This window comes from Salipiger bermudensis (genome assembly GCF_017309175.1).
Taxonomy (GTDB): domain Bacteria; phylum Pseudomonadota; class Alphaproteobacteria; order Rhodobacterales; family Rhodobacteraceae; genus Salipiger; species Salipiger bermudensis.
In genome coordinates this window covers 111809-135520 of sequence record NZ_JAEKJV010000014.1, presented here as the reverse complement: position 1 = coordinate 135520, position 23712 = coordinate 111809, and the positions used below count along the sequence as shown (strand labels likewise).

General features: G+C 67.3%; 21 protein-coding genes. 13 read left to right on the top strand and 8 right to left on the bottom strand.

Translation table 11 applies throughout. From position 1 onward, the window contains the following. The first annotated feature begins 131 nt into the window (after positions 1–131). The 6 genes from JF542_RS18015 (at position 132) to JF542_RS17990 (ending at position 6815) form a co-directional block, all read left to right on the top strand. Complete coding sequence (locus JF542_RS18015; RefSeq protein WP_207076849.1) at positions 132–818, top strand: adenylate kinase; 687 nt, start codon at positions 132–134, stop codon at positions 816–818. A 69-nt stretch (positions 819–887) separates the two neighbouring features. Beyond that, a complete protein-coding gene (locus JF542_RS18010; protein WP_007801131.1) occupies positions 888–1151 on the top strand; it encodes a DUF4212 domain-containing protein in 264 nt (87 codons plus the stop codon). Between the two features lie 5 nt (positions 1152–1156). Then, positions 1157–2935 carry a sodium:solute symporter family protein gene (locus JF542_RS18005; protein ID WP_007801132.1) on the top strand — a complete coding sequence of 593 codons (1779 nt, stop codon included), beginning with the start codon at positions 1157–1159 and terminating at the stop codon, positions 2933–2935. 112 nt (positions 2936–3047) lie between these two features. Next, positions 3048–4871, top strand: a complete 1824-nt coding sequence (locus JF542_RS18000; protein ID WP_207076848.1) for a putative nucleotidyltransferase substrate binding domain-containing protein — start codon at positions 3048–3050, stop codon at positions 4869–4871. 25 nt (positions 4872–4896) lie between these two features. Then, complete coding sequence (locus tag JF542_RS17995; protein ID WP_207076847.1) at positions 4897–5409, top strand: hypothetical protein; 513 nt, start codon at positions 4897–4899, stop codon at positions 5407–5409. Next, positions 5406–6815 (top strand): 3'-5' exonuclease, encoded by a 1410-nt coding sequence (locus JF542_RS17990; RefSeq protein ID WP_207076846.1) that lies wholly within the window; start codon positions 5406–5408, stop codon positions 6813–6815. Before JF542_RS17995 ends, JF542_RS17990 begins: the two co-directional genes overlap by 4 nt. A gap of 63 nt (positions 6816–6878) precedes the next feature. On the opposite strand, the gene JF542_RS17985 is transcribed toward JF542_RS17990, so the two are convergent. Next, positions 6879–8201, bottom strand: a complete 1323-nt coding sequence (locus JF542_RS17985; protein WP_207076845.1) for an aspartate aminotransferase family protein — start codon at positions 8199–8201, stop codon at positions 6879–6881. 125 nt (positions 8202–8326) lie between these two features. Between JF542_RS17985 and JF542_RS17980 the strand changes: the two genes are divergently transcribed. From JF542_RS17980 to JF542_RS17970, 3 genes are all read left to right on the top strand, one after another. Continuing rightward, the gene (locus tag JF542_RS17980) at positions 8327–9292 is read left to right on the top strand and encodes a TAXI family TRAP transporter solute-binding subunit (protein WP_007801138.1); all 966 of its coding nucleotides are present in this window, start codon (positions 8327–8329) and stop codon (positions 9290–9292) included. A gap of 121 nt (positions 9293–9413) precedes the next feature. After that, positions 9414–12041 carry a TRAP transporter permease gene (locus JF542_RS17975; protein ID WP_207076844.1) on the top strand — a complete coding sequence of 876 codons (2628 nt, stop codon included), beginning with the start codon at positions 9414–9416 and terminating at the stop codon, positions 12039–12041. A gap of 12 nt (positions 12042–12053) precedes the next feature. Further along, complete coding sequence (locus JF542_RS17970) at positions 12054–12479, top strand: universal stress protein (protein ID WP_207076843.1); 426 nt, start codon at positions 12054–12056, stop codon at positions 12477–12479. Positions 12480–12521: 42 nt separating this feature from the next. On the opposite strand, the gene JF542_RS17965 is transcribed toward JF542_RS17970, so the two are convergent. After that, positions 12522–13076 carry a helix-turn-helix domain-containing protein gene (locus JF542_RS17965; protein WP_050768423.1) on the bottom strand — a complete coding sequence of 185 codons (555 nt, stop codon included), beginning with the start codon at positions 13074–13076 and terminating at the stop codon, positions 12522–12524. A gap of 21 nt (positions 13077–13097) precedes the next feature. Between JF542_RS17965 and JF542_RS17960 the strand changes: the two genes are divergently transcribed. Continuing rightward, positions 13098–13643, top strand: a complete 546-nt coding sequence (locus JF542_RS17960; protein WP_207076842.1) for a GNAT family N-acetyltransferase — start codon at positions 13098–13100, stop codon at positions 13641–13643. Next, positions 13640–14077, top strand: a complete 438-nt coding sequence (locus tag JF542_RS17955) for a DMT family transporter (RefSeq protein WP_207076841.1) — start codon at positions 13640–13642, stop codon at positions 14075–14077. The genes JF542_RS17960 and JF542_RS17955 overlap by 4 nt, the downstream gene beginning before the upstream one ends. Before the next feature lie 25 nt (positions 14078–14102). Here JF542_RS17955 and JF542_RS17950 read toward each other — a convergent pair whose 3' ends face one another. Continuing rightward, entirely contained in the window at positions 14103–15773 is a 1671-nt protein-coding gene (locus JF542_RS17950; RefSeq protein WP_207076840.1) for a putative transporter, read from the bottom strand. Between the two features lie 271 nt (positions 15774–16044). Between JF542_RS17950 and JF542_RS17945 the strand changes: the two genes are divergently transcribed. Together JF542_RS17945 and JF542_RS17940 are read left to right on the top strand one after the other, a co-directional pair. Then, positions 16045–17340 (top strand): adenylosuccinate synthase, encoded by a 1296-nt coding sequence (locus JF542_RS17945; protein WP_207076839.1) that lies wholly within the window; start codon positions 16045–16047, stop codon positions 17338–17340. Then, positions 17340–17591 (top strand): DUF2842 domain-containing protein, encoded by a 252-nt coding sequence (locus JF542_RS17940; protein WP_207076838.1) that lies wholly within the window; start codon positions 17340–17342, stop codon positions 17589–17591. The genes JF542_RS17945 and JF542_RS17940 overlap by 1 nt, the downstream gene beginning before the upstream one ends. Positions 17592–17683: 92 nt before the next feature. On the opposite strand, the gene eutB is transcribed toward JF542_RS17940, so the two are convergent. The 5 genes from eutB to JF542_RS17915 all read right to left on the bottom strand — a co-directional run bounded on the left by eutB (position 17684) and on the right by JF542_RS17915 (position 23650). Then, positions 17684–18700 carry a hydroxyectoine utilization dehydratase EutB gene (eutB, locus tag JF542_RS17935; RefSeq protein ID WP_207076837.1) on the bottom strand — a complete coding sequence of 339 codons (1017 nt, stop codon included), beginning with the start codon at positions 18698–18700 and terminating at the stop codon, positions 17684–17686. Between the two features lie 326 nt (positions 18701–19026). Next, the gene (gene cydX, locus JF542_RS17930) at positions 19027–19164 is read right to left on the bottom strand and encodes a cytochrome bd-I oxidase subunit CydX (RefSeq protein ID WP_007801155.1); all 138 of its coding nucleotides are present in this window, start codon (positions 19162–19164) and stop codon (positions 19027–19029) included. Between the two features lie 16 nt (positions 19165–19180). After that, a complete protein-coding gene (gene cydB / locus JF542_RS17925) occupies positions 19181–20344 on the bottom strand; it encodes a cytochrome d ubiquinol oxidase subunit II (RefSeq protein ID WP_007801156.1) in 1164 nt (387 codons plus the stop codon). A 5-nt stretch (positions 20345–20349) separates the two neighbouring features. Then, positions 20350–21963, bottom strand: a complete 1614-nt coding sequence (locus JF542_RS17920; RefSeq protein WP_207076836.1) for a cytochrome ubiquinol oxidase subunit I — start codon at positions 21961–21963, stop codon at positions 20350–20352. A 124-nt stretch (positions 21964–22087) separates the two neighbouring features. Then, positions 22088–23650: an amino acid ABC transporter ATP-binding/permease protein gene (locus JF542_RS17915; protein WP_207076835.1), complete on the bottom strand. Its 1563-nt coding sequence runs from the start codon at positions 23648–23650 to the stop codon at positions 22088–22090. Positions 23651–23712: the final 62 nt, after the last annotated feature.

Below are 23712 nucleotides of genomic sequence, written 5' to 3'. Positions count from 1 at the left end.
AGATCATGCGCCGCATCCTGCGCAAGATCGCCGAGAACGACTACGGCGCCCTCGGCGACACCTCCACACTCGCCGACCCCTCCGTCGTCGACGACCTCATCGAAAACCGCGCAAACAAGGGGTGATCTGAGATGGACGGACAAACCATCACCGCCGCCCCCGTGCTCATCCTTCTCGGCCCTCCGGGGGCCGGGAAAGGCACGCAGGCGCGCATGCTCGAGGATACGTTCGGCCTCGTGCAGCTCTCGACCGGTGACCTGCTGCGCGCCGCGGTGGCGCAGGGCACCGAGGCCGGCAAGCAGGCCAAGGCCGTCATGGAGGCCGGGGGGCTGGTCTCGGACGAGATCGTCATCGCCATCCTGCGCGACCGGCTCGCCGAGCCCGATTGCGCCAAGGGCGTGATCCTTGACGGCTTCCCGCGCACCACGGTCCAGGCCGAGGCGCTCGACCGGCTGCTCGCTGAGAGCAACCAGCAGATCGACGCCGCGATCAGCCTCGAGGTGGACGACGCCGCGATGGTGACCCGGATCTCGGGCCGCTACACCTGCGGCAATTGCGGCGAGGGCTATCACGACAGCTTCAAGCAGCCCGCCTCGGCCGGTGTCTGCGACAAGTGCGGCGGCACCGAGATGAAGCGGCGCGCCGACGACAAGGCCGAGACCGTGGCCAGCCGGCTCGAGGCGTATCACGCCCAGACCGCGCCGCTGATCGGCTATTACGAGGAGAAAGGCGCACTCACGCGTGTCGACGCGATGGGTGCCATCGACAAGATCGCCGCCGATCTCGGCGCGATCGTGGAGGACGCGACGGCCCGCTGAGGGCCGCCGCAGGGCCGCGCCTCGGGACGGGGGCGGCCACAAGATATCAAGGAGAGGAGGGACCCGCTCATGGCGGATCATACATCGAGCGGCGAGGCCTATTGGAAGGCCAACCTGCGCATCATCATCGTAAGCCTCATCATCTGGGCGATCTGCTCGTTCGGCTTCGGCATCCTGCTGCGCCCGATGCTCTCGGGCATCACGGTGGGCGGCACCGACCTGGGCTTCTGGTTTGCCCAGCAGGGCAGCATCCTGGTCTTCCTGGCGCTGATCTTCTTCTACGCCTTCCGGATGAACAAGCTCGATAAAGAGCACGGCGTGGACGAGGAGTAAGGCTCATGGATCAGTTTACCATCAACCTGCTGTTCGTGGGCGCGTCCTTTGCGCTCTACATCGGCATCGCGATCTGGGCCCGCGCGGGTTCCACGTCGGAATTCTACGCCGCCGGCCGCGGCGTGCACCCGGTCACCAACGGCATGGCGACCGCCGCCGACTGGATGTCGGCAGCCTCGTTCATCTCGATGGCGGGCCTCATCGCCTTCGTCGGCTATGACAACTCGTCCTTCCTGATGGGCTGGACCGGCGGCTACGTGCTGCTGGCACTGCTGCTTGCGCCCTACCTGCGCAAGTTCGGCAAGTTCACCGTGTCGGAGTTCATCGGCGACCGCTTCTACAGCCCGACCGCGCGCCTGGTGGCCGTGATCTGCCTGATCATCGCCTCGACCACCTACGTGATCGGCCAGATGACCGGCGTGGGCGTTGCTTTCGGCCGCTTCCTCGAGGTCGACAGCACCACCGGCCTGCTGATCGGTGCCGTGATCGTCTTCGCCTACGCGGTGTTCGGCGGCATGAAGGGCGTGACCTACACCCAGGTGGCGCAGTACTGCGTGCTGATCCTCGCCTACACCATCCCGGCGATCTTCATCTCGCTGCAGCTCACCGGCAACCCGATCCCGGCCCTCGGCCTGTTCGGCGACACCTCCTCGGGCGAGCCGCTGCTGGCGACCCTCGACGGCATCGTGACCGATCTCGGCTTTGCCGAGTATACCGCGCACAATGGTGACACCTTCAACATGGTGCTCTTCACCCTGTCGCTGATGATCGGCACCGCCGGTCTGCCGCACGTCATCATGCGCTTCTTCACCGTGCCGAAGGTGGCCGACGCACGCTGGTCCGCCGGCTGGGCGCTGGTCTTCATCGCCCTGCTCTACCTGACCGCCCCGGCGGTGGGTGCCATGGCGCGCCTCAACATCACCCAGCAGTTCTGGCCGGAAGGTGTCGAGGGTCAGGCCGTGTCGCTCGAGCAGATCGAAAGCGATGCAACCTATGACTGGATGCAGACCTGGCAGCAGACCGGCCTTCTGGGCTGGGAAGACAAGAACGGCGACGGCCGCATCCAGTACTACAACGATGCCTCCGACGCGATGGCCGAGCGTGCCGCGGCAGAAGGCTGGGAAGGCAACGAGCTGACCAACTTCAACCGTGACATCCTCGTGCTTGCCAACCCCGAGATCGCCAACCTTCCGGGCTGGGTGATCGGCCTGGTGGCCGCCGGTGGCCTTGCCGCCGCGCTCTCCACCGCTGCCGGTCTTCTGCTCGCCATTTCCTCGGCGGTCAGCCACGACCTCATCAAGGGCCAGTTCAATCCGAACATCTCGGAAAAGGGCGAACTGATGTCGGCACGTGTCGCAATGGCCGTGGCCATCGCGGTGGCGACCTATCTGGGCCTCAACCCGCCGGGCTTCGCGGCGCAGACCGTGGCTCTGGCCTTCGGCCTCGCGGCGGCGTCGATCTTCCCGGTCCTGATGATGGGCATCTTTACCAAGGTGAACAACAAGGGCGCCGTGGCCGGCATGCTGGCAGGCCTCATCGTGACCCTGGTCTACATCTTCCTGCACAAGGGCTGGTTCTTCATCTCGGGCACCAACTCCTTCACCGATGCGGATCCGCTGCTCGGCACCATCAAGTCGACCTCGTTCGGCGCGGTGGGCGCGATGATCAACTTCGCGGTGGCCTTCACCGTGTCGAAGATGACCGCACCGATCCCGCAGGAGATCAGCGAGCTGGTGGAAAGCGTGCGCGTGCCGCGTGGCGCGGGCGCAGCCCAGGACCACTAAGCTCCACGGGTCAGGCCGCGAGGCGGCCTTTCCCCTACCCTTTCATCCCGTCCCGCGTTACTCCGGGGCGGGATTTTCGTTTCCACCGTTCCGCCTGACCGGGAGAGCCGCCATGCCGATCGCACCCGAAGAGCTGCTCCGCTTCCTCAGCGGCGTCCACCCGTATGACGCGCTCGAGGCCGATGCGCTGGAAAGCCTCGTGCCGCAATTCGTGCAGCGCCGCCTTCCGGCGGGCGAGCCGATCTATGCCTATGGCCACCCGCTCGAGGGGCTCTACCTGATCCATTCCGGCCAAGTGGAGATCCGCGACGAGAACGACGTCGTTGTCTCGCTGCTCGGGCCGCGCAACTCCTTCGGCGAGCGCGGGCTGGCGCGCGACGGTATCGCCGCCACCTCGGCCCGCACGGTCGAGGAGACGCTGCTCTTCATGCTTCCGGTCTATGCCTTCAACGAGCTGGTGCGCGAGCACCCCGCCTCGAAGCGCTTCTTCGACCGCTCGCGCGGGGCCAAGCCGCGCAAGACCGACCTCGCCCACAGCCGGGTCGAGACGCTGATGGCGCCTAAACCACTCACCCTGCCCCCCTCTGCCACGGTGCAGCAGGCCGCCAAGGCGATGGCCGAGCGCCATGTCTCCTCGGTCTGCGTGACCGAGGGCGAGCGGCTGCTCGGCATCCTCACCATCCGCGACGTCTCGGGCAAGGTGGTGGGCGCCGGCCTGCCCTTCGACACGCCGCTGGCCCAGGTGATGACCGCCGATCCCATGACCCTGCCGCCTTCGGCCATCGGCTCGGACGTGCTGCACATGATGATGGAGCGCAATGTCGGCCACGTGCCGGTGAGCGAGGGCGGAAGGCTCGTGGGCATGGTCACCCAGACTGACCTCACGCGCTTCCAAGCGGTCAGCTCCGCCGAGCTGGTGGCCGAGATCGCCCGTGCCGAGAACCCCGCCCGCATGGCCGAGATCACCGCGCGCATCCCGCAGCTGCTGGCGCAGCTCGTGGCCAGCGGCAACCGACACGAGGTGGTGACGCGGCTGATCACCGACATCGCCGACACCGCCACCCGCCGGTTGCTGGCGCTTGGGGAAGAGACGCTTGGCGCCGCCCCGGTGCCCTATCTGTGGCTGGCCTGCGGCTCGCAGGGGCGGCAGGAGCAGACCGGCATCTCGGATCAGGACAACTGCCTGTTCCTCGACAACGCCGCCACCGAGGACGACATGCGCTACTTCGCCGAGCTGGCGAAATTCGTCAGCGACGGGCTCGACGTGGCGGGCTATTACTATTGCCCCGGCGACATGATGGCGACCAACCCGCAATGGTGTCAGCGCATCGGCACCTGGCGGCAGTATTTCACCAACTGGATCAAGAAGCCCGACCCCAAGGCGCAGATGCTGGCCTCGGTGATGTTCGACCTGCGCCCCATCGGCGGCACCAAAGCGCTCTACGAGGAACTGCAGACCGAGACGCTGGCGGCGGCGGCGAAGAACTCGATCTTCGTGGCGCACATGATCTCGAACTCGCTCAAGCATACACCGCCTCTGGGCCTGCTGCGCGGCTTTGCCACGATCCGCTCGGGCGAGCACAAGAACACGGTCGATCTCAAGCATAACGGCGTGGTGCCGGTGGTCGATCTGGCGCGGGTCTACGCGCTGCAGGGCCAACTTGCAGAGGTCAACACCCGCGCCCGGCTCGAGGCGGCGGTAGCGGCGGGCAAGCTCTCGGGCTCGGGCGGGCAGGATCTGCTCGACGCCTACGACCTGATCGCCGAGACCCGCCTCGAGCATCAGGCGGCACAGGTGAAGCGCGGCGAGGCGCCGGACAATTACCTCGCCCCCGCCGACCTGTCGGATTTTGAGCGAAGTCATCTGCGGGATGCCTTCGTGGTGATAAAGTCGCTGCAATCGGCCCTCGGGCACGGGCGCGGCATGCTGGGCTAGGGCCCGCTCTCTGGGAGGAGGACAGATGTTTCTGGAACTGATCGCGGTCTTCGTCGCCGGCTTTGCCGGTGCCGGGGCCATCATGCTGCTCAACAAGGTCTTCGGCGGCCGCCTGCCGCGCTGGCTGGCGCCGGTGGCCGCGGGCGTCGCGATGATCGCCACCACGATCTCGAGCGAATATGGCTGGTACGGGCGCACCGCCGAGGCGCTGCCCGAGGGCTTCACCGTGGCCTCGGTGCACGAGGCCCGCGCCTTCTACCGGCCCTGGACCTATGCGGCGCCGATGGTCGACCGCTTCATCGCCGTCGATCACGGCACCCGCCGTGCCAATAGCGAGACCGAGGGGCTGTATATCGCCGATCTCTACTTCTTCGCCCGCTGGCAGCCGGTGCAGTCGGTCGAGATGATGGTGGATTGCGTCAACCACCGCCGCGCCGATCCCGCGGGCGGCGATGGCGGCGAGCCGGTCTGGCGCGAGGCCGGTGCAGACGATCCCATTGTCGAAGCGGTCTGCACCGCACCGGAGGGCACCGCATGATCACCACCCTGAGCCTGCGGCTGCGGATCTTCCTGTTCTTCGTGCTGCTGGGGCTCGGCGGCAGCGTGGCGGTGGGCGGCGCGCTGTGGTTCGGCTACGCCCGCGCGCTCGACACCACCCCGGCCAACGGCTTCGTCTTTGCCGGCATCCTGTCGGCGCTGGCCCTGCTCGCGCTGACCGCCGCGATCTGGCTGCTGTTCGACGAAAACGTCGCCAAGCCGATCGAGAAGCTCGCCGCCGAGATGCGGGTGCGCGCCCATGCCGGCGTCGTCCGCGAGGTCGATCTTGCCTCCGCCCGCTATCTCGGCGATCTCGCCCATGCCGCCCACGCGGTCTCGGAGCGGCTCACCGACAGCACCATGGACACCGCGCAGAAGATCGCGCTCGAGACCGAACGGCTGGCGCATGAGAAGGAGCGCCTCACCGCGCTTCTGACCGAGATCCCGGTGGCGATGATCCTGGTGAACCCGCGGGGCCAGATCGTCCTCTATGACGGTCAGGCAGCGGAGGTGCTGGCGCAGCTGCACGTGCCGCGCCTCAACGCGCCGCTCACCGATTTCTTCGAGGCCAAGGGGCTCAACGCGGCGGTGAAGCAGCTGCACAAGACCGGCCACGAGGTCAGCTTCGTGGCCGAGGGCGTCGACGGGGCCCAGAGCTACTCGGCACGGCTCAAGCCGATGGAGGGCGGCGGCTACATGATGGTGATCGACGGCGCCCAGACCCACATGGCCCCCGAGGCCGAGCGCCCGCTGGTCTATGATTTCGACCTGCTCACCCATGACGCCCCCGAGGCGGTCGAGGAGACGCCGCTCGCGGCGCTCAGCTATACCGTGTTCGACACCGAAACCACGGGGCTCCTGCCGCACAAGGACGAGGTGGTCCAGATCGGTGCGGTACGGGTGCTGAACGGGCGCATCGTGCCCGGCGAGGTGATGGATCAACTTGTCGATCCCGGCATCCCAATCCCGCCCAGCTCGACCAAGGTGCATCAGCTGAGCGACGCCATGGTGCGCGGCCAGCCCGACATCGCCGAGGCCGGGCGGCGCTTTCACCGTTTCGCCAAGGGTTCGGTGATCGTGGCGCATAACGCGCCCTTCGACATGGCTTTCCTCCGTCGCCACCGCAATCGCATGGGGGTCGAGTGGGATCACCCGATCCTCGACACGGTGCTGCTCTCGGCGGTGCTGTTCGGGGCCAGCCAGACCCACACGCTCGACGCGCTCTGTGACCGGCTGGGTGTCGAGATCCCGGCCCAGCTGCGCCACACCGCGCTTGGCGACGCCCACGCCACCGCACAAGTGCTGGTGATGATGCTGCCAATGCTGCAGGCCCGCGGCATGACGACCTTCGGCGACGTGCTCGAGGAGACCCGCAAGCACGGCCGCCTGCTCGAAGATCTGAACTGAGGCGGCCCCGGCAGAGCGCGAGCGCGCCCTGCCCGTCTCAGGCGGGGCCGGCGAGGTCGCCTGTCAGCCCAGAACCGTCTTCATCGCGGCGTCGAGCTTGTCGACCAGCTCGCCCACCTGATCGTCGCTGAGGATGAAGGGCGGCGCGAGAAGGATGTGATCGCCATTGGCGCCGTCGATGGTGCCGCTCATCGGGTAGCAGATCAGCCCCTCGGCAAAGGCTGCCTTCTTGAGCTTTCCGGCCACGCCCCTCGACGGGTCGAGCGGCGCCTTGGTGTCGCGGTCGGCCACCAGCTCGATGCCGAGGAACAGACCCCGGCCGCGGATGTCGCCGACATTGGCGTGCTGGCCAAAGCGCTCTTCGAGCGCGCCGCGCAGCATCGCGCCCACGGGCGCCACCCGCTCGACCAGCTTGTCATCGACCAGCCTGTCGAGCACCGCATTGGCCCCGGCGCAGGAGGTCGGGTGGCCAAGATAGGTGTGGCCGTGCTGGAAGAAGCCCGAGCCGTTCTCGATCGCGGCATAGATCTCGGCCGAGCACAGCATCGCCCCGATCGGCGCATAGCCCGCCCCCAAGCCCTTGGCGATGGCGCAGATATCGGGCGCCACGCCGTCCTGCTCACAGGCAAACAGCGTTCCCGTCCGGCCCATGCCGCACATGACTTCGTCTAGGATCAGAAGGATGCCGTTCGCGTCGCAGATCTCGCGGATGCGCCTGAAATAACCGGGCACCGAGGGCACCGCCCCCGCCGTCGCGCCGACCACCGGCTCGGCCACGAAGGCCATGACGTTCTCGGCGCCCAGCTCGGCGATCTTCTCCTCGATCTCGAGCGCCAGCCGTTCGCCGTATTGCTCTTCGGTCTCGCCCGGGTGCTTGCCGCGATAGGCGTAGCAGGGCGAGACGTGGTGCACGTCGATCAACAGCGGCGCGAAGGGCTCGCGGCGCCAGATGTTGCCGCCGGTCGCCAGCGCGCCGAGGGTGTTTCCGTGATAGCTCTGCCGCCGTGCGATGATGTGGCGGCGCTGCGGCTCACCCTTCTCGAGATGGTATTGCCGCGCAAGCTTGAGCGCCGATTCCATCGCCTCGGAGCCGCCAGCAACCACGTAGACCCGGTCAAGCCCTTCCGGTGCCAGAGAAATCAGCCTATCTGCGAGGCGCTCCGCCGGCTCGGAGGTGAAAAAACCGGTATGCGCAAAGGCCACTTGCCCGAGCTGTGCCTGCATCGCGGCGACCACCTTCGAATCGCTGTGCCCGAGACAGGACACCGCCGCCCCGCCGGATCCGTCGAGATAGGCCTTGCCATCACAGTCATAGAGGTAGGCACCCTCGCCATGCGAGACCATCGGCGGCAGGGATTTCGTGTGACGCGGGAAAATATGCGACATAGCTGATCATCCTCATGCATGACGCGTGGTAAGCCATCGGCAATCTTGCCCTGTTTGCATCCGCGCGCAGATCTGGGCACTATCATCAGCACAATTTCAATCAAGATCACAGGGAGAACGATCTGATGAAAACCACCCTCTTCGGCGCCGTTGTCACCGGCGCGCTCGTCATGGGCGCGGCTGCCAGCGCGCAGGACCAGCAGTTCATCTCCATCGGCACCGGCGGCGTGACCGGCGTGTACTACCCGACCGGTGGTGCGATCTGCCGTCTGGTGAACCGCGACCGCAAGGAGCACGGCATCCGCTGCGCAGTCGAGTCGACCGGCGGTTCGGTGTACAACATCAACACCATCAAGGCCGGCGAGCTCGAGTTCGGCGTGGCCCAGTCCGACTGGCAGTACCACGCCTATAACGGCAGCTCGCAGTTCTCCGACAATCCGTTCCCCGAACTGCGCGCGGTGTTCTCGGTCCACCCCGAGCCCTTCACCCTGCTCGCCCGCGCCGATGCCGGCGTCGAGAAGTTCGAGGACATCGCCGGCAAGCGTGTGAACGTGGGCAACCCGGGCTCCGGCCAGCGCGCCACCATGGAAGTGGTCATGGACGCCTTCGGCATCTCCATGGACGACCTCGCGCTCGCCACCGAGTACAAGGGCTCCGAGATGGCCCAGCAGCTCTGCGACGGCAACATCGACGCGATGATCTACACCGTGGGTCACCCCGCGGCGGCGATCCAGGAAGCCACCACCACCTGCGACGTGAAGCTCGTGGACGTGGTCGGCGAGCCGATCGACACGCTCGTGGCCGACAACCCCTATTACCGCGTCGCCACCATCCCCGGCGGCATGTATGCGGGCAATGACGAGGACACCACCACCTTCGGCGTGGGCGCGACCTTCGTGACCTCCTCCGAGGTGCCGGAAGACGTGGTCTACGTGGTCTCCAAGGCGGTGATGGAAAACATCTCGGACTTCCAGCAACTGCACCCGGCCTTCGCAAACCTCGACCCGGCGCAGATGGTCCAGGACGGCCTGTCGGCACCGCTGCACCCCGGTGCGGAAAAGGCCTATCAGGAACTGGGCCTGATGGAATAAGGGGATCCTTCCCTGCGGGCGCCCTCTTTCGGGCGCCCGCGAAAAGCTCTGAAGTTGCGCGAAGAAAACAGCGCAACCGCCTCTCATAAAACAACATATCCTTTCAACAGGGGGACAGGCGATGGTCGATCAGCCGTCAACGGAACGCACTGCCGACGACATGGTGGCGGAGGCCGATACCGGCGCGCGCAACCCGGTCAACTGGCAGGGCACGCTCATCATCGGCACCTGCATCGCCTGGTCGCTGTTCCAGCTCTACATCGCCTCGCGCATCCCCGGCATGCTGGCGCAGGCCACCGGCCTGAGCATTTTTGCCAACATCGTGGCGCAGGCCCGCTTCGTGCACCTCGCCTTCGCGCTGGCGCTCGCCACCATGGCCTTCCCGCTGACCAAGTCCGCCCCGCGCGACCGCATACCCGCCTATGACTGGGCGCTGCTGGTGCTCGGCGTGTCGGCCTGTCTCTACCTCGTTGTCTTTCGCTTCGAGATCGCCAGCCGCCCCGGCCTCTGGAGCACCACCGACATCACCATGTCGGCCATCGGCATGATCTGCCTGATGATCGCGGTCTACCGTTCGCTCGGCCTGCCGCTGGTGATCATTGCCTGCATCTTCGTGGCCTTCGCCTTCTTCGGCGGCTACTCGGAATGGGCACGCAACATCACCAATTATGGCGGATCGTCACTGAGCAAGGCGCTCGGGCATTACTGGATGCAGACCGAAGGCGTGTTCGGCGTGGCGCTCGGCGTCTCGACCGCGATGATCTTCCTCTTCGTGCTGTTCGGCGCCCTGCTCGACCGCGCCGGCGGCGGCAACTGGTTCATCCAGGTCGCCATCGCGCTGCTTGGCGCTCTGCGCGGCGGCCCGGCCAAGGCCTCGGTCCTGTCCTCGATGATGACCGGCATGATTTCTGGCTCGTCGATCGCCAACACCGTGACCACCGGGACCTTCACCATCCCGCTGATGAAGCGCATCGGCTTCCCGGCCGAGAAGGCCGGCGCGGTCGAGGTCGCCTCGTCGACCAACGGCCAGCTGACCCCGCCGGTGATGGGCGCGGCCGCCTTCCTGATGGTCGAATACGTCAACATTCCGTATATCGACGTGGTCAAGCACGCCTTCCTGCCGGCGGTGATCTCCTACATCGCGTTGCTCTACATCGTGCATCTCGAGAGCCTGAAGATGGGTCTCAAGGGGCTCGACAAACCGGGCCGGCGCATCGGCGTGCTGATGATCATGATCCTGTTCCTGTCGGGCTTCATCCTGCTCGGCGTGCTGACCTTCCTGATGATCGGACTGCGCACCCTGCTCGAGCCGATCATGGGCAACTCGATTTATGCCGCCGTGGCGCTGGTGGCGGTGCTCTACCTCGTGCTGCTGAAGATCTCGGCCAGTTTCCCCGAGATCAAGGAAGACAAGGACACCGACGCGCCGCCGACCGCGCCGCGGCTGACGCCGACGCTGATCGGCGGGCTCTACTTCGCCATCCCGATCTTCATCCTGGTCTGGAACCTGATGGTGCGCACCGACACGCTCGATCGGCTGTCGCCGGCGCTCTCGGCCTTCTGGGCCACCTTCTTCATGATCATCATCGCGCTCACCCACCGCCCGATTAAGGCAGCCTTCCGCGGCCATGACGTGGGCTCCGAGGCGCGCGCGGGCTGGGCCGATTTCGTGCAGGGCCTGATCCTCGGCGCGCGCAACATGATCGGCATCGGCGTCGCCACGGGCGCCGCCGGCATCATCGTGGGCACCATCTCGCTGACCGGCGCACACCAGGTGATCGGCACGGTGATCGAGGTGATCTCGGGCGGCAATCTGATGGTCCTGCTGATCCTCGTGGCGGTGCTCTCGCTGATCCTCGGCATGGGGCTTCCGACCACCGCGAACTACATCGTGGTCTCGTCGCTGATGGCGCCGGTGATCATCAGCGTCGGCGCGCAGGTCGGCCTCGTGGTGCCGCTGATCGCGGTCCACATGTTCGTGTTCTATTTCGGCATTCTCGCCGACGACACGCCACCGGTGGGCCTGGCCGCCTATGCGGCGGCGGCGATCTCGCGCGGGGACCCGATCAAGACCGGCCTTCAGGGCTTCGGCTACGACATCCGCACCGCGCTGCTGCCGTTCCTGTTCATCTTCAACACCGACCTGTTGCTGATCGACGTGAGCTTCGGTCACGCAATCTTCGTGTTCTTCATATCGCTTCTGGCGATGTTGCTCTTCGCCGCCGCGACGCAGGGCTATTTCATCGCCAAGTCGCGGATCTGGGAAAGCGTGGTGTTGCTCTTCATCGCCTTCATGCTGTTCCGGCCGGGCTTTTTCCTCGACATGGTCGAGGAGCCCTATGTCTCGGCCTCCGGCGGTGCCGCGATCGAGCTGATGTCGGAAGAACCCGACGGCGCGGACATCCGGGTGATGATCGAGGGCCCCGATTTCGACACCGGCCAGATGCGCCCGACCACCGTGGTGATCCCGGCGGTCGCGGGCGATGGCGAAACGGCGTTGTCCGACCAGGGCCTGACGGTGATGGAAGAGGATGGCCGCCTGCTGCTCGACGAGCCCTTCCCCGGCACGCCGCTCTTTGACCAGCTCGGGACCGAGTACGACTACTACGGCGACAACCCGGTGGTGATCTCGGCGGTCGAGGTCGAGAACGAGCGCATCGCGAAGGAATGGTTCTTCATTCCGGCGCTGCTGCTGCTGGCGGGGGTGGTGATGATCCAGCGCCCGCGCGCCACGCAACCGGCCTTCTGAGGAGGAGAGGCAATGTACCAGACAATCCTGCTGGCGGTGGACATCAACGATCTGCCCGAATCCGGCCACGTGGCCGAGGCGGCGGTGCGCATGGCCAGGGAAGAAGGCGCGACGCTGCACGTGGTCAACGTCATCCCCGGGTCGGGGATGGCGATGGTGGGCTCCTTTCTCGGGCCCGAGCAGGCCAACGCCATCAAGACCGAGGCCCGCGACAAGCTCACCGCGTGGGCGAAGGAGGCGATCCCGGAATACCTGCTTGGCAAGCTGAAGGTCACGCAGGGCACGATCTATCACGAGATCATCAAGGCGGCTCAGGAGCTGAACGCCGAGGTCATCGTGGTTGGCGCCCACCGCCCGGCGCTGAAGGACTACCTCGTCGGCCCCAACGCGGCGCGCGTCGTGCGCCACGCACCGCAGACCGTGCTGGTGGTGCGCTAGGCATATCAGCCTCGGTCCGTCGCGCGCAGGCGGCGGGCCGGGTCAGATCCGCGCAACCACCACCGCGTAGCTGCAGGGCGCGTCGCTCTCGTTGACGAAGCTGCACCGCCGTGGCGCGCCCAGCGTCAGGCAATCGTCCGGGCCCAGCCGCCACACCTCCTTGCCCTCCTCGAAGGTCAGCTCGCCCGACTGCACCCAGATGCTCTCCATCAGGAAGCCGAAGCTCTGCGGCGGAAAGCTTACCCGCGCACCGGCCGGAAGCGTCACCTTGACGATCTCGAGCTTGCGCCGCCCGGGCTCGGCCCGTGGTGTGAGAACCTCGCGGACATAGCCGGTCTCGGGGTCCTGCCAAACCTCGCGGTCCTGCGCCCGCGACAGGCGCGAGCCGCCAGTCACCGGCTCGGCGAGCATCTCCGACATGGTCATGCCGAAGGCGCCCGCAAGCCGCCCGATCACCGCCGCCGTGGGGCTGCTCTCGTCGGCCTCGATGCGATGGATCATCGCGCGCGACACGCCTGCCCGCTCCGCAAGCTCGGTCAGCGACCAATCGCGCCGCTTTCGCTCATCCTGTATCTTTCGGGCTAGACCTGTGCTCATGGCGTCTAATATATTAGACAAATGCTTCCTGATCCAAGCCTTTCCTCCGCCGCCCCGCAAATCGACGACGCCTCAGAGGCGGACCTGCCGGGCATTCTCGAGATCTACAACGACGCCGTGCACCACACGCTGGCGATCTGGAACGAGACGCCGGTCGATCTCGCCAATCGCCTTGACTGGTGGCAGGCGCGGCGGGCGCAGGGCTACCCGGTTCTGGTGGCGCGCGACGCCGATGGCGCCGTGCTGGGCTATGCCAGCTTCGGCGACTGGCGCCCCTTCGAGGGCTTCCGCCACACCGTCGAGCATTCGGTCTACATCCATCCCTCGGCGCGCGGGCGCGGCGTGGCCCGGGGGCTGATGACGGTCCTGATCGAACGAGCCCGGGAGGCCAGCAAGCACGTCATGGTGGCCGGCATCGAGAGCGGCAACGCCGCCTCCCTCGCGCTGCACCGCAGGCTGGGCTTCACCGTTACCGCAGAGATGCCGCAAGTCGGCTGCAAGTTCGGCCGCTGGCTCGACCTCACCTTCATGCAGCTGGCGCTCGACGCGCGGGAGGTGCCGGAATGACCCTGCTCGTGACGCTGCTGCTGCTGGCCACCGCCGGCACCGCGCTTGTGCTGCAGAACGCGTTGATGCTCGAGGCGCGCACGGTCTCGGGCTCGATCTGGGTGGCACTGTGGCTGAACTCTGCAGTGGGCCTCGTGGTGCTGAGCGTCACCGCGCTTGCGGTCGACGGGCCCGAGGCCTTTGCCCGGCTCGCGGGAGGGCGCTGGTGGCTGTTTCTGGTGCCGGGGCTCCTTGGCACGCTTTTCGTCTTCGCGAGCCTGACGGGCTATGCGCAGGTGGGCGCCACGCTGACGATCTCGGCGCTGGTTGCCTCGCAGGTGGTGGCGGGGCTGGGCTTCGACACGCTGCGCGGAACCACCGTGGCCCCGGCCCAGATCCTCGGGCTGGTGCTTCTGGTCGCGGGCGTTGCGCTCGTGGTGGGCGCGCGGAACTGATCCGGCAGCGCGACAGGCGCCGCGCTCAGAGCAGCAGCAGCACCAGCAGCTGCGGCGCGAAGATCCGCAGCCCCATGACCAGCGGGTAGACCGTGGCATAGGCCACCGAGGCCGCCGGCGACTCGTTCTGCGCATTGGCAAAGGCCAGCGCCGGCGGATCGGTCATCGATCCCGCCAGCACGCCGCAGAGCGACAGGTAGTTGAGCCCCAGCACGAAGCGCCCGATCACGCCCACCGCGATCAGCGGCACCAGCGTGATCGTCGCGCCGTAGAGCACCCAGGACAGGCCATCGCCTGTGATCAGCGTGTCGAGGAAACGGTCACCTGCCTTCAGCCCGACGACCGCGAGGAACAGGATGATGCCGAACTCGCGCAGGGCATGGTTGGCGGCCGGCGGCATCACCCAGGTGAACGGCCCCCAGCTGCCCAGCCGCCCGAGCAGGATCGCCACCACCAGCGGCCCCCCGGCAAGCCCGAGCTTCAGCGGCGCCGGCAGGCCCGGTACGGCGATCGGGATGCTGCCGAGGATCACCCCCAGCACGATGCCGAGGAAGACGCCCGGGAAATCCACTCGGTCGAGCCGACGGCTCTCGTCGCCGAGGATGCCGCGCACCTTCTGGATCATATCGCGCGGACCGACTACGGTCACGATGTCGCCGAACTCGAGCGTGCCGTCGCCCTGCGCCGGGATCTCCAGACCGGCCCGCATGATCCGCGACACCGAGACGCCGTAGCTTTCCTCGAGCCGCAGCGAGCGCAGCCGGTGCCCCGAGGCGGCATTGTCGGTGACGAGGATGCGCGCCCAGGACAGCTCGGTGCCCTGGGTCGAAAGCCTGGTCTCCGATTCGACGCCGAGCACCAGCCGCATCGCCTGCAGCTTCTCGGCGGGGCCCACGAGGTGGAGGATGTTGCCCACCGCCAGCACCGTGTCGCGCTGCGGCACCACGAGCTCGCCGCTCTTGCGCATCCGCGAGGGCACCACGCCGGCATCGAACAGCCCCGGCACCTCGCCCAGCGTCAGCCCGTCGAGGTTCTCGTTGCGCACCACCACGTCGAGCGAGGGCAGCGTGCCCGATCCCTTGCGGCGATGGGCATCGTAGGCGCGGGCCTCGGCGGGGATGTCGACCCCGGCTGCGAAGCGCACCAGCAGCATCGCCAGCAGGATGCCCACGATGCCGAACGGATAGGCCACCGCGTAGCCCAGCGAGGGCGTGGCCACCGCATCGGCCCCGGCCCCCATGTCCGCCAGCGCCTGCGTTGCAGCGCCCAGCCCCGGCGTGTTGGTCACCGCGCCCGACATGATGCCCACCAGCGCCGGCACGGGAATGTCGAAGGCGTAATGCAGCGCCACCGTCACCGCCACGCCCAGCAGCACGATCGAGGCCGCCAGCGTGTTGAGCTGAAGGCCCGACTTGCGCAACGAGGCGAAGAAGCCCGGTCCGACCTCGATGCCGATGGTGAAGACGAAGAGGATCAGGCCGAATTCGCGCACGAACTCCATCATCTCGGGGTTGAAATGCACCCCGGTCCGAGAGGCGATGTCGCCAAGCGCGATGCCCGCGAACAGCACCCCTCCGATGCCGAGCCCGACGCCGCGGATGTTGAGCTTGCCGAGGAGCAGCCCCAGCACCCCGGCCAGCGCCAACGCTACGGTGGCCTGCGCCACTTCTCCCAGTCCGAACACCGTGCCGGTCATGGTCCTGTCCTCTCGCAATCGGCACGTCGCGCGGTGCCTTGCTGCCCTTCTCGACCCGAGAGGCGAGTGCAGGCAATGCTTTAGATCAAAAAATGATGTTTGCGCAGGGACCTGCCCGGCAACCGTGCCGATCTGCCCAAGCGCAAGGCGCGCGGGCCCGGGCGGCGAACATGCCCGCACCGCAGGGCGGACCGCCAATTTGATGGTTTCGCCCGCCCACGCCCTTCGCTATACGGAGCCCGTTTTGGATCTCCAAAAGGACAGGTGAGCTATGGCAAACGTGGTCGTCGTGGGCGCCCAGTGGGGCGACGAGGGCAAGGGCAAGATCGTGGACTGGCTGTCGAGCCGGGCCGATGTGATCGCCCGTTTCCAGGGAGGCCACAACGCCGGCCATACCCTGGTGATCGACGGCACCGTCTTCAAGCTCAACGCGCTGCCTTCGGGCGTGGTGCGGGGCGGTAAGATGTCGGTGATCGGCAATGGCGTGGTGCTCGATCCGTGGCACCTCGTGAAAGAGATCGCGACGATCCGCGAGCAGGGTGTCGAGATCACCCCCGAGACGCTGATGATCGCCGAGAACACGCCGCTGATCCTGCCGATCCACGGTGAGCTCGACCGCGCCCGCGAAGAGGCCGCCGCCAAGGGCGCCAAGATCGGCACCACCGGCCGCGGCATCGGCCCGGCCTACGAGGACAAGGTCGGCCGGCGCTCGGTGCGGGTGGCGGACCTCGCCGACCGCGCCACGCTGGAAAGCCGCGTCGATCGCGCGCTGACCCATCACGACGCACTGCGCAAGGGCCTCGGCATGGAGCCGGTCGACCGCGAGGCGCTGATCGAGAAGCTGCTCGAGATCGCCCCCGAGGTGCTGCAATATGCCGGCCCGGTGTGGAAGGTGCTCAACGAGAAGCGCCGCTCCGGCAAGCGCATCCTCTTCGAGGGCGCCCAGGGCGCGCTGCTCGACATCGATTTCGGCACCTATCCCTTCGTGACCTCGTCGAACGTGATCGCGGGGCAAGCGGCCACCGGCACCGGCATCGGCCCGGGCGCCATCGACTTCGTGCTCGGCATCGTCAAGGCCTACACCACCCGCGTCGGCGAAGGCCCCTTCCCGACCGAGCTTGACGACGAGGACGGCAACCGCCTCGGCACCCGCGGCCACGAGTTCGGCACCGTCACCGGGCGCAAGCGCCGCTGCGGCTGGTTCGATGCGGTCCTGGTGCGCCAGACCTGCGCCACCTCGGGCGTCAACGGCATCTCGCTGACCAAGCTCGACGTGCTCGACGGGTTCGAGAAGATCAAGATCTGCACCGGCTACGAGCTCGATGGCGAGGTGCTCGATCACCTGCCGATCGCCGCCGACCAGCAGGCCCGCTGCACGCCGATCTACGAAGAGATGGACGGCTGGAGCGAGTCGACCGAGGGCGCGCGCTCGTGGAACGACCTGCCCGGTCAGGCGATCAAGTACGTGCGCCGCATCGAGGAACTGATCGGCTGCCCGGTCGCCATGCTCTCGACCTCGCCCGAGCGCGAGGACACCATCCTCGTCACCGACCCGTTCGAGGACTGATGGCGCTTTCCCACAAGACCCGCAAGCGCCTGTCGCTGCTGCTTCTGGTGGTCTGGCTGCCGCTCTACATCGTGGCGGCGGTCAGCATCGTCAACGCGCTCGACCGCCCCTCCATCGTTGTCGAGCTGCTGGTCTATGTGGTGCTCGGCTTTCTCTGGGCGCTGCCGTTCAAGTTCATCTTCAAGGGCGTCGGCCAGCCCGATCCGGATGCGCCGCGCCCACCCGAGGACTCACCCGAGGACAAGGGCTGAAGCCCGCGCCCAGCGTGACCGAAACCTGAAACGCCGCCCTCTCGGGGCGGCGTTCCGCTTTGCACGGGGCCGCCGGGCCCTGCGAGGCCCGGTCAGCGCCAGACCTGTCCCGGCACGGTCACGTCGCCAAGCGTCACCGCCTGGCCCGTCACCACCTGCGTGAACTGAGCCATATCGACATTGCGTCCGGTGACGATCGTCGCCGTGCGTCCCGGCGCGGCGATGCGCCCCGCCAGCAGCGCCCCGACCCCCACCGCCGCGCCGCCCTCCGCGACCAGCCGATCCTCGAAGTAGAGCGCCTGCATGGCGCGATAAATCTCCGCCTCGCTCAAAAGCACCACCTCGTCGAGCAGCGCCCGGCAGAGCGCGAAACTGTGGCGGTTCTCCAGCCCGATGCCACCGCCAAGGCTGTCCGCGAGGCTCTCGACCTCCTCGACCGGCACTGGCCGCCCGGCCTCCAGCGAAGCCTGCATCGCCGCGCCGCGCTCCATCGAGACGCCGACGATCCGCAGCCCCGGGCTGAGGGTCCGCGCCGCCAGCGCCACCCCGGCGGCCAGCCCCCCGCCCGAGAGCGGGATGATCAGCGTGTCGAGATCGGGCAGCGCCTGCAGGATCTCGAGCCCGATGGTGCCCTGCCCGGCGATGACCTGCGGATCGTCGAAGGGCGGGATGTCGGTGAAACCCTCCTCGCGCACCAGCCGCGTCGCCTCGAGCTGCGCGTCATCCTGGCTGCGACCGATCAGCCGCACCTCCGCGCCGAGCGCGCGGATGCCCTCGACCTTGGTGGCCGGCACCAGTTCCGACATGCAGATCACTGCGCGCAGTCCACGCGCGCGGGCGGCATAGGCCACCGCCCGGCCGTGGTTGCCGGTGGAACAGCAGGTCACGCCCCGCGTGGAATCAGGCAATTGCGCGAGCGCATTGAGCGCACCGCGCAGCTTGAAAGCGCCCATCGGCTGGCAGGTCTCGAGCTTCAGCCACAACGGATGCCCGAGCCGCTCCGTCAGCGCGGAAGGCAGCAAAGGCGTCGCGTCCGCCTGCCCGCGGATGCGCTGCGCGGCGGCAAGGATGTCGGCCATGTGCGGCCGTTCCGGCAAGCTCTCGGCCATGCGTCCTCCTGTCGTCCGGGGCCTCGGTCGCAGCATCGCGCAATCCGAGCGGATGACAACCCGCTCCGGGTCGGGAAACGCTCCGCGACAGGCCCGGAGATCCGCAGCCGGGCGAGACGCCAGAGATGCGTAGAGCGCGAGGTGACGAGGGTGATCTTACCGGCCGGTTGGCAAGCGCCGCACCGCCGTCCAAGCTCGGGAACTGGCCATCGTCACCGCAGCGATGCCGCCTTCCTCCCGAAGGACGTCTGCGTTTCGTCGCGGGACCCGGACGACCAGCGCCCGGATCCCGCCTTCATGCGGGGCGGGACGATGCCCCGCATGTCTCAGTGCTCGTGCTCGCCCATCGGGCAGTCGCCTTCCTCGGCGAGGCAGGCGTCCGAGCGCAGCTCGAGCCACATGGCGTTCAGCACCGCGAAGAGCGCGGCCAGCGGAAGCCCCAGAAGCCAGGCGAAATACCACATGTCGTGTCTCCCTTTCTCAGTAGACGCTGTGCGAATTGGCGGTGACGTCGTCCTCGGTGACCTTGCCCCAGAGCACCTTGTAGACCCACGAGGTGTAGGCGAGGATCAGCGGCATGAAGATCGCGGTGACCACCAGCATGATGAAGAGCGTGCGGTGCGAGCTCGACGCATCCCACACGGTGAGCGAGCTGTCGGGATCGACGGTCGAGGGCAGGATGAACGGGAACATGGTCAGCCCCACCGAGGCGATGATCCCGAAGATTCCGAGCTTCGACCACAGCAAAGTCGAGACCTCGAACCCTTCGCGCAGGCCCCGCACCGCCATGGCGATGCCGACAAAGCCCATCAGCGGCGCGATGGCAATCCACGGGCGTTCGGCATAGGCAGAAAGCCAGCTGCCGCCGCGCGCGACCTCGGAATAGAGCGGATTGGACGGGCCATTGGCGACAACCTCGCTCGTGAACGCGAAGCCATCGACCCCGAAGGCAAGCCACAGCCCCGCCAGCGCATAGGCGCCCGCCGCGACCATGCCGGCCACGGTGCCAATGGCGCGGGCACGGATCGCGACCATGCCGTCGGTCTTGAGCGTCAGCCAGGCCGCGCCATGCATCAGCAGCATCGACAGCGACACCACACCCGAGAGCAGCGCGAAGGGGCGCAGGAGCCCGAGGAACTTCATCGCGAAGTTGCCGTCATACATCGGCATCAGGTCCGGCGTCAGGTGGAACGGCACGCCCAGAAGGACGTTGCCCACCGCCACGCCGAAGAGCAGTGCCGGCACCGCGCCTCCGGCAAAGAGCGCCCAGTCCCAGCACGTCCGCCAGGTCGCGCTGTCGCGCTTGGAGCGGTACTTGAACGCCACCGGGCGCACGATGAAGGCGGCCAGCACCACGAACATCGCGAGGTAGAAGCCCGAGAAGCTCACCGCGTAGAGCGGCGGCCAGGCGGCGAAGATGGCGCCGCCGCCGAGAATGAACCAGACCTGGTTGCCCTCCCAGACCGGGCCCACGGTGTTGATCGCCACGCGGCGCTCGACGTCCGAGCGGGCGACGAAGGGCAAGAGCGCGCCCACGCCCATGTCGAACCCGTCGGTGAGCGCGAAGCCGATCAGCAGCACGCCCAGAAGCGCCCACCAGATCACGCGCAGCGTGTCGAAATCGATCAGTTCATAGAGGATCATGTCGCTTACTCCGCGGGATTGCTGGCAAAGGGGCCCTGCCCGTCATGGGTCCGCAGCCGGTGTTCGTGGCGCGCCTGCCAGGCCTCGGTCTCGGGCACGTCCTGGAACGGGCCCTTGCGGATGTATTTCACCATCAGGCCCATCTCGATGACGAAGAGCACCGAGTAGAAGATCAGGAAGCCCGCCAGCGTGATCAGCAGATCGGCGATGCTCAGGTGCGAGGCGCTGAGCGCCGTCGGCAGAACGCCGTCGACCGTCCAGGGCTGGCGTCCGAACTCGGCCACGAACCAGCCCAGCTCGGCGGCGATCCACGGCGTCGGGATGATCGCGACGGCGGCATAGAGCGACCAGCGCGGAAAGCGCATCCGGTAGAACGACGCCCGGATGAAGAAGAACACCATCACCGCGATGAAGCTGAAGCCGAGCGCCACCATCAGGCGGAAGGCCCAGAACAGCGGCGCGACGCCGGGAATGGTATCCTCCGCCGCCATGGCGATCTGGTCCTCGGTGGCGTCGCGCGGGTCGTCGACATAGCGCTTGAGCAGCATGGCATAGCCCAGCGTGTCGGAATGCGCCTCGAAGGTCTCGCGCACCTCCGGCGGCGTGGCGTCGCGCTGCTCGCGGATGGTCATCAGCGCGTCATAGGCGATAAGCCCCTCGCGGATCATCTCTTCCGAGCGCGCCTCGAGCTCGTTGATGCCGGGGATCTCGGTGGTCAGGCTGCGCGTGCCGATCAGCCCCATGACCCAGGGGGTCTCGATGGCATAATGGGTCTCGCGCGCCTCCTGGTCGGGAAAGCCGATGGCGGTGAAGGGTGCGGGGGCCTCGTGGGTCTCCCACATCGCCTCGATGGCGGCGAGCTTCATCTTCTGGGTGTGGCTGGCCGAGTAGCCGGACTCGTCGCCCAGCACCACGACCGAGAGCGCTGCGGCCAGACCGAAGGACGCGGCCACCGCGATCGAGCGGCGGGCAAGATCCTTGTGCCGGTCCTGAAGGAGGTAGAGCGCCGAGACGCCCAGCACGAAGACCGAGGCGGTGACGTAACCGGCCGAAACCGTGTGCACGAACTTGGCCTGCGCCACCTCGTTGAACAGCACCTCGAAGAACGAGGTCATCTCCATGCGCATGGTATCGGGGTTGAACTCCGCCCCCACCGGGTTCTGCATCCAGCCATTGGCGATCAGGATCCACAGCGCCGAGAAGTTCGAGCCGATGGCCACAAGCCAGGCCACGATGCAATGGGCCACCTTGCTGAGCTTGTCCCAGCCGAAGAAGAACAGGCCCACGAAGGTCGCCTCGAGGAAAAAGGCCATCAGCCCCTCGATGGCGAGCGGCGCACCGAAAATGTCGCCGACATAGTGCGAGTAATAGGACCAGTTCATGCCGAACTGGAATTCCATGGTGATGCCGGTGGCGACGCCGAGAACGAAGTTGATCCCGAACAGCGTGCCCCAGAATTTCGTCATCTGCCGCCAAATGGGGCGGTTCGTCATGACGTAGACGGTTTCCATGATTGCCACGAGGATCGACAGACCCAGCGTCAGCGGCACGAAGAGAAAGTGATACATGGCTGTCAGCGCGAATTGCAGGCGCGACAGCTCGACCAGCCCGATCTCCATAATTGGACTCCTTGGCAGTTATTCCGCATCCACGATGCGAATTATCTGCCGTTATATTCCGCATCTCAGATCCGTATTTGATCCCGATCAAGTTCCGCATCACGGATCCGGGATCCCGGCCGCGTCAGGCCGTCGCAGGCGTGAGCTGCAGACAGCTGTCCGCGCAGGACAGTTCCGCCGCGCGATGCGCCGCCATCAGGATCGCGGCCTCCGGCAAGGCGGCGCGGATCCCCGCCATCACCGCGCGGGCGGTGGCATCGTCGAGCCCCTCGGTCGGCTCATCGAGCAGCAGCAGCTGCGGGCGCCTCAGCAGCGCGCGAGCCAGAACCAGCCGCCGCGCCTCGCCGCCCGAAAGCCCGGCGCCGCGGAATCCGAGCCGCAACGCGAGCCCGCCACGTGCCCGGATGGTCCCGGCAAGACAGACCTGTTCCAGCGCCTGCCAAAGCGTCTCGTCACTGGCCTCGGGCGCAGCAAGGCGCAGGTTCTCGGCCACGCTGCCCGCGATCAGTGCATGGCGCTGCGGCACCAGTGCGATGCTGCGCCCAAGGCTCTCTTGCGACCACGCGCCGACGGGTCGCCCGCCCCATGACACGCCGCCATCTGAGGGCTCCAACGCCCCGGCGGCCAGCAACAGAAGCGTGCTCTTGCCGCTGCCGCTCGGCCCTGCCAGCGCCAGCGTCTCGCCCGGCGCGACGCTCAGCTTGACCGGCGCAAACAGCGCAGCCCCCGAGCCGCCACGGCGATAGCCGACGCCTCTCATCTCGAGCACCGCGGCGCCCGGCACGCCCTCTGCGCCGCCCTCTGGCACCTGCGCCGAGACCGAGGGCAGCACCCGCCGCGCGGCCTGAACCATGCCGCCGATCTCGGCCAGCGCCCGGCGCACCGGGGCCACGGTCTCGGCCAGCGCCAGCGCTGCAAAGACCCCGATTGCCGCCTGCGCCGCGCTGATCTCGCCCGTCTGCACCAGTCTCACGCCAAGCCCGAGCGCTGCAGCGGTCAGCGCCGCCCCGATCAGGTCGAGCCCGAGGCCGGTGCGCCGCTGGATCCGGTCGAGTCTCCGCGTGGCATGAGAATGGCGCAAGATCGCGCCGTGCACATGCGCCGCCATCGCCTCGAGCCGGCCATACATGGTGAGGTCGTCGCGCCCCGCGACCAGATCGATGAGCCGGGTCCGGCAGGCCATCATCGCCGCCTCGACCTGCCGAGAGGGCTTGCGCGCGATGCGCTGCCCGATCAGGAACACCAGCGTCGGCAGGATCAGATAGCCCAGCCCAACCACCAGCGCCACCGAGGGGTGTACGAGCCACCAGAGCAGCAGCCCGGACAGCGCGATCACCGTCCAGCCCGCCAGCGCCGGCAGCACCAGCCGCAACAGCGCGCCGTCGAGCGCATCGATGTCTGCGGTGACGCGGTTGAGAAACGCGTTGGCGCGCAGCTTCTCAAGCTCGCGATGCGGCCTGGTGAGTAGCCCCTCGAGCAACCGGATGCGCAGATCCGAGAGCGCCCGCAGCGTGGCATCGTGGGTCAACACCCGCTCGCCGTAGCGCGAGGCGGTGCGCCCGAGGGCCAGAAAGCGGACCATGGCGGACGGCGCGAAGACGTTGAACAGGATGCCAAGCCCAGCCATCCCGGCGGCAGCCGAGGCGGTGATGAACCAGCCCGACAGCCCCAGAAGTCCGACGCCCATTGCCAGAACCGCGACCGTCAGAAGCAGGCCGAGAAGGAAGGACCTCCTCTCACTTTTCAAAA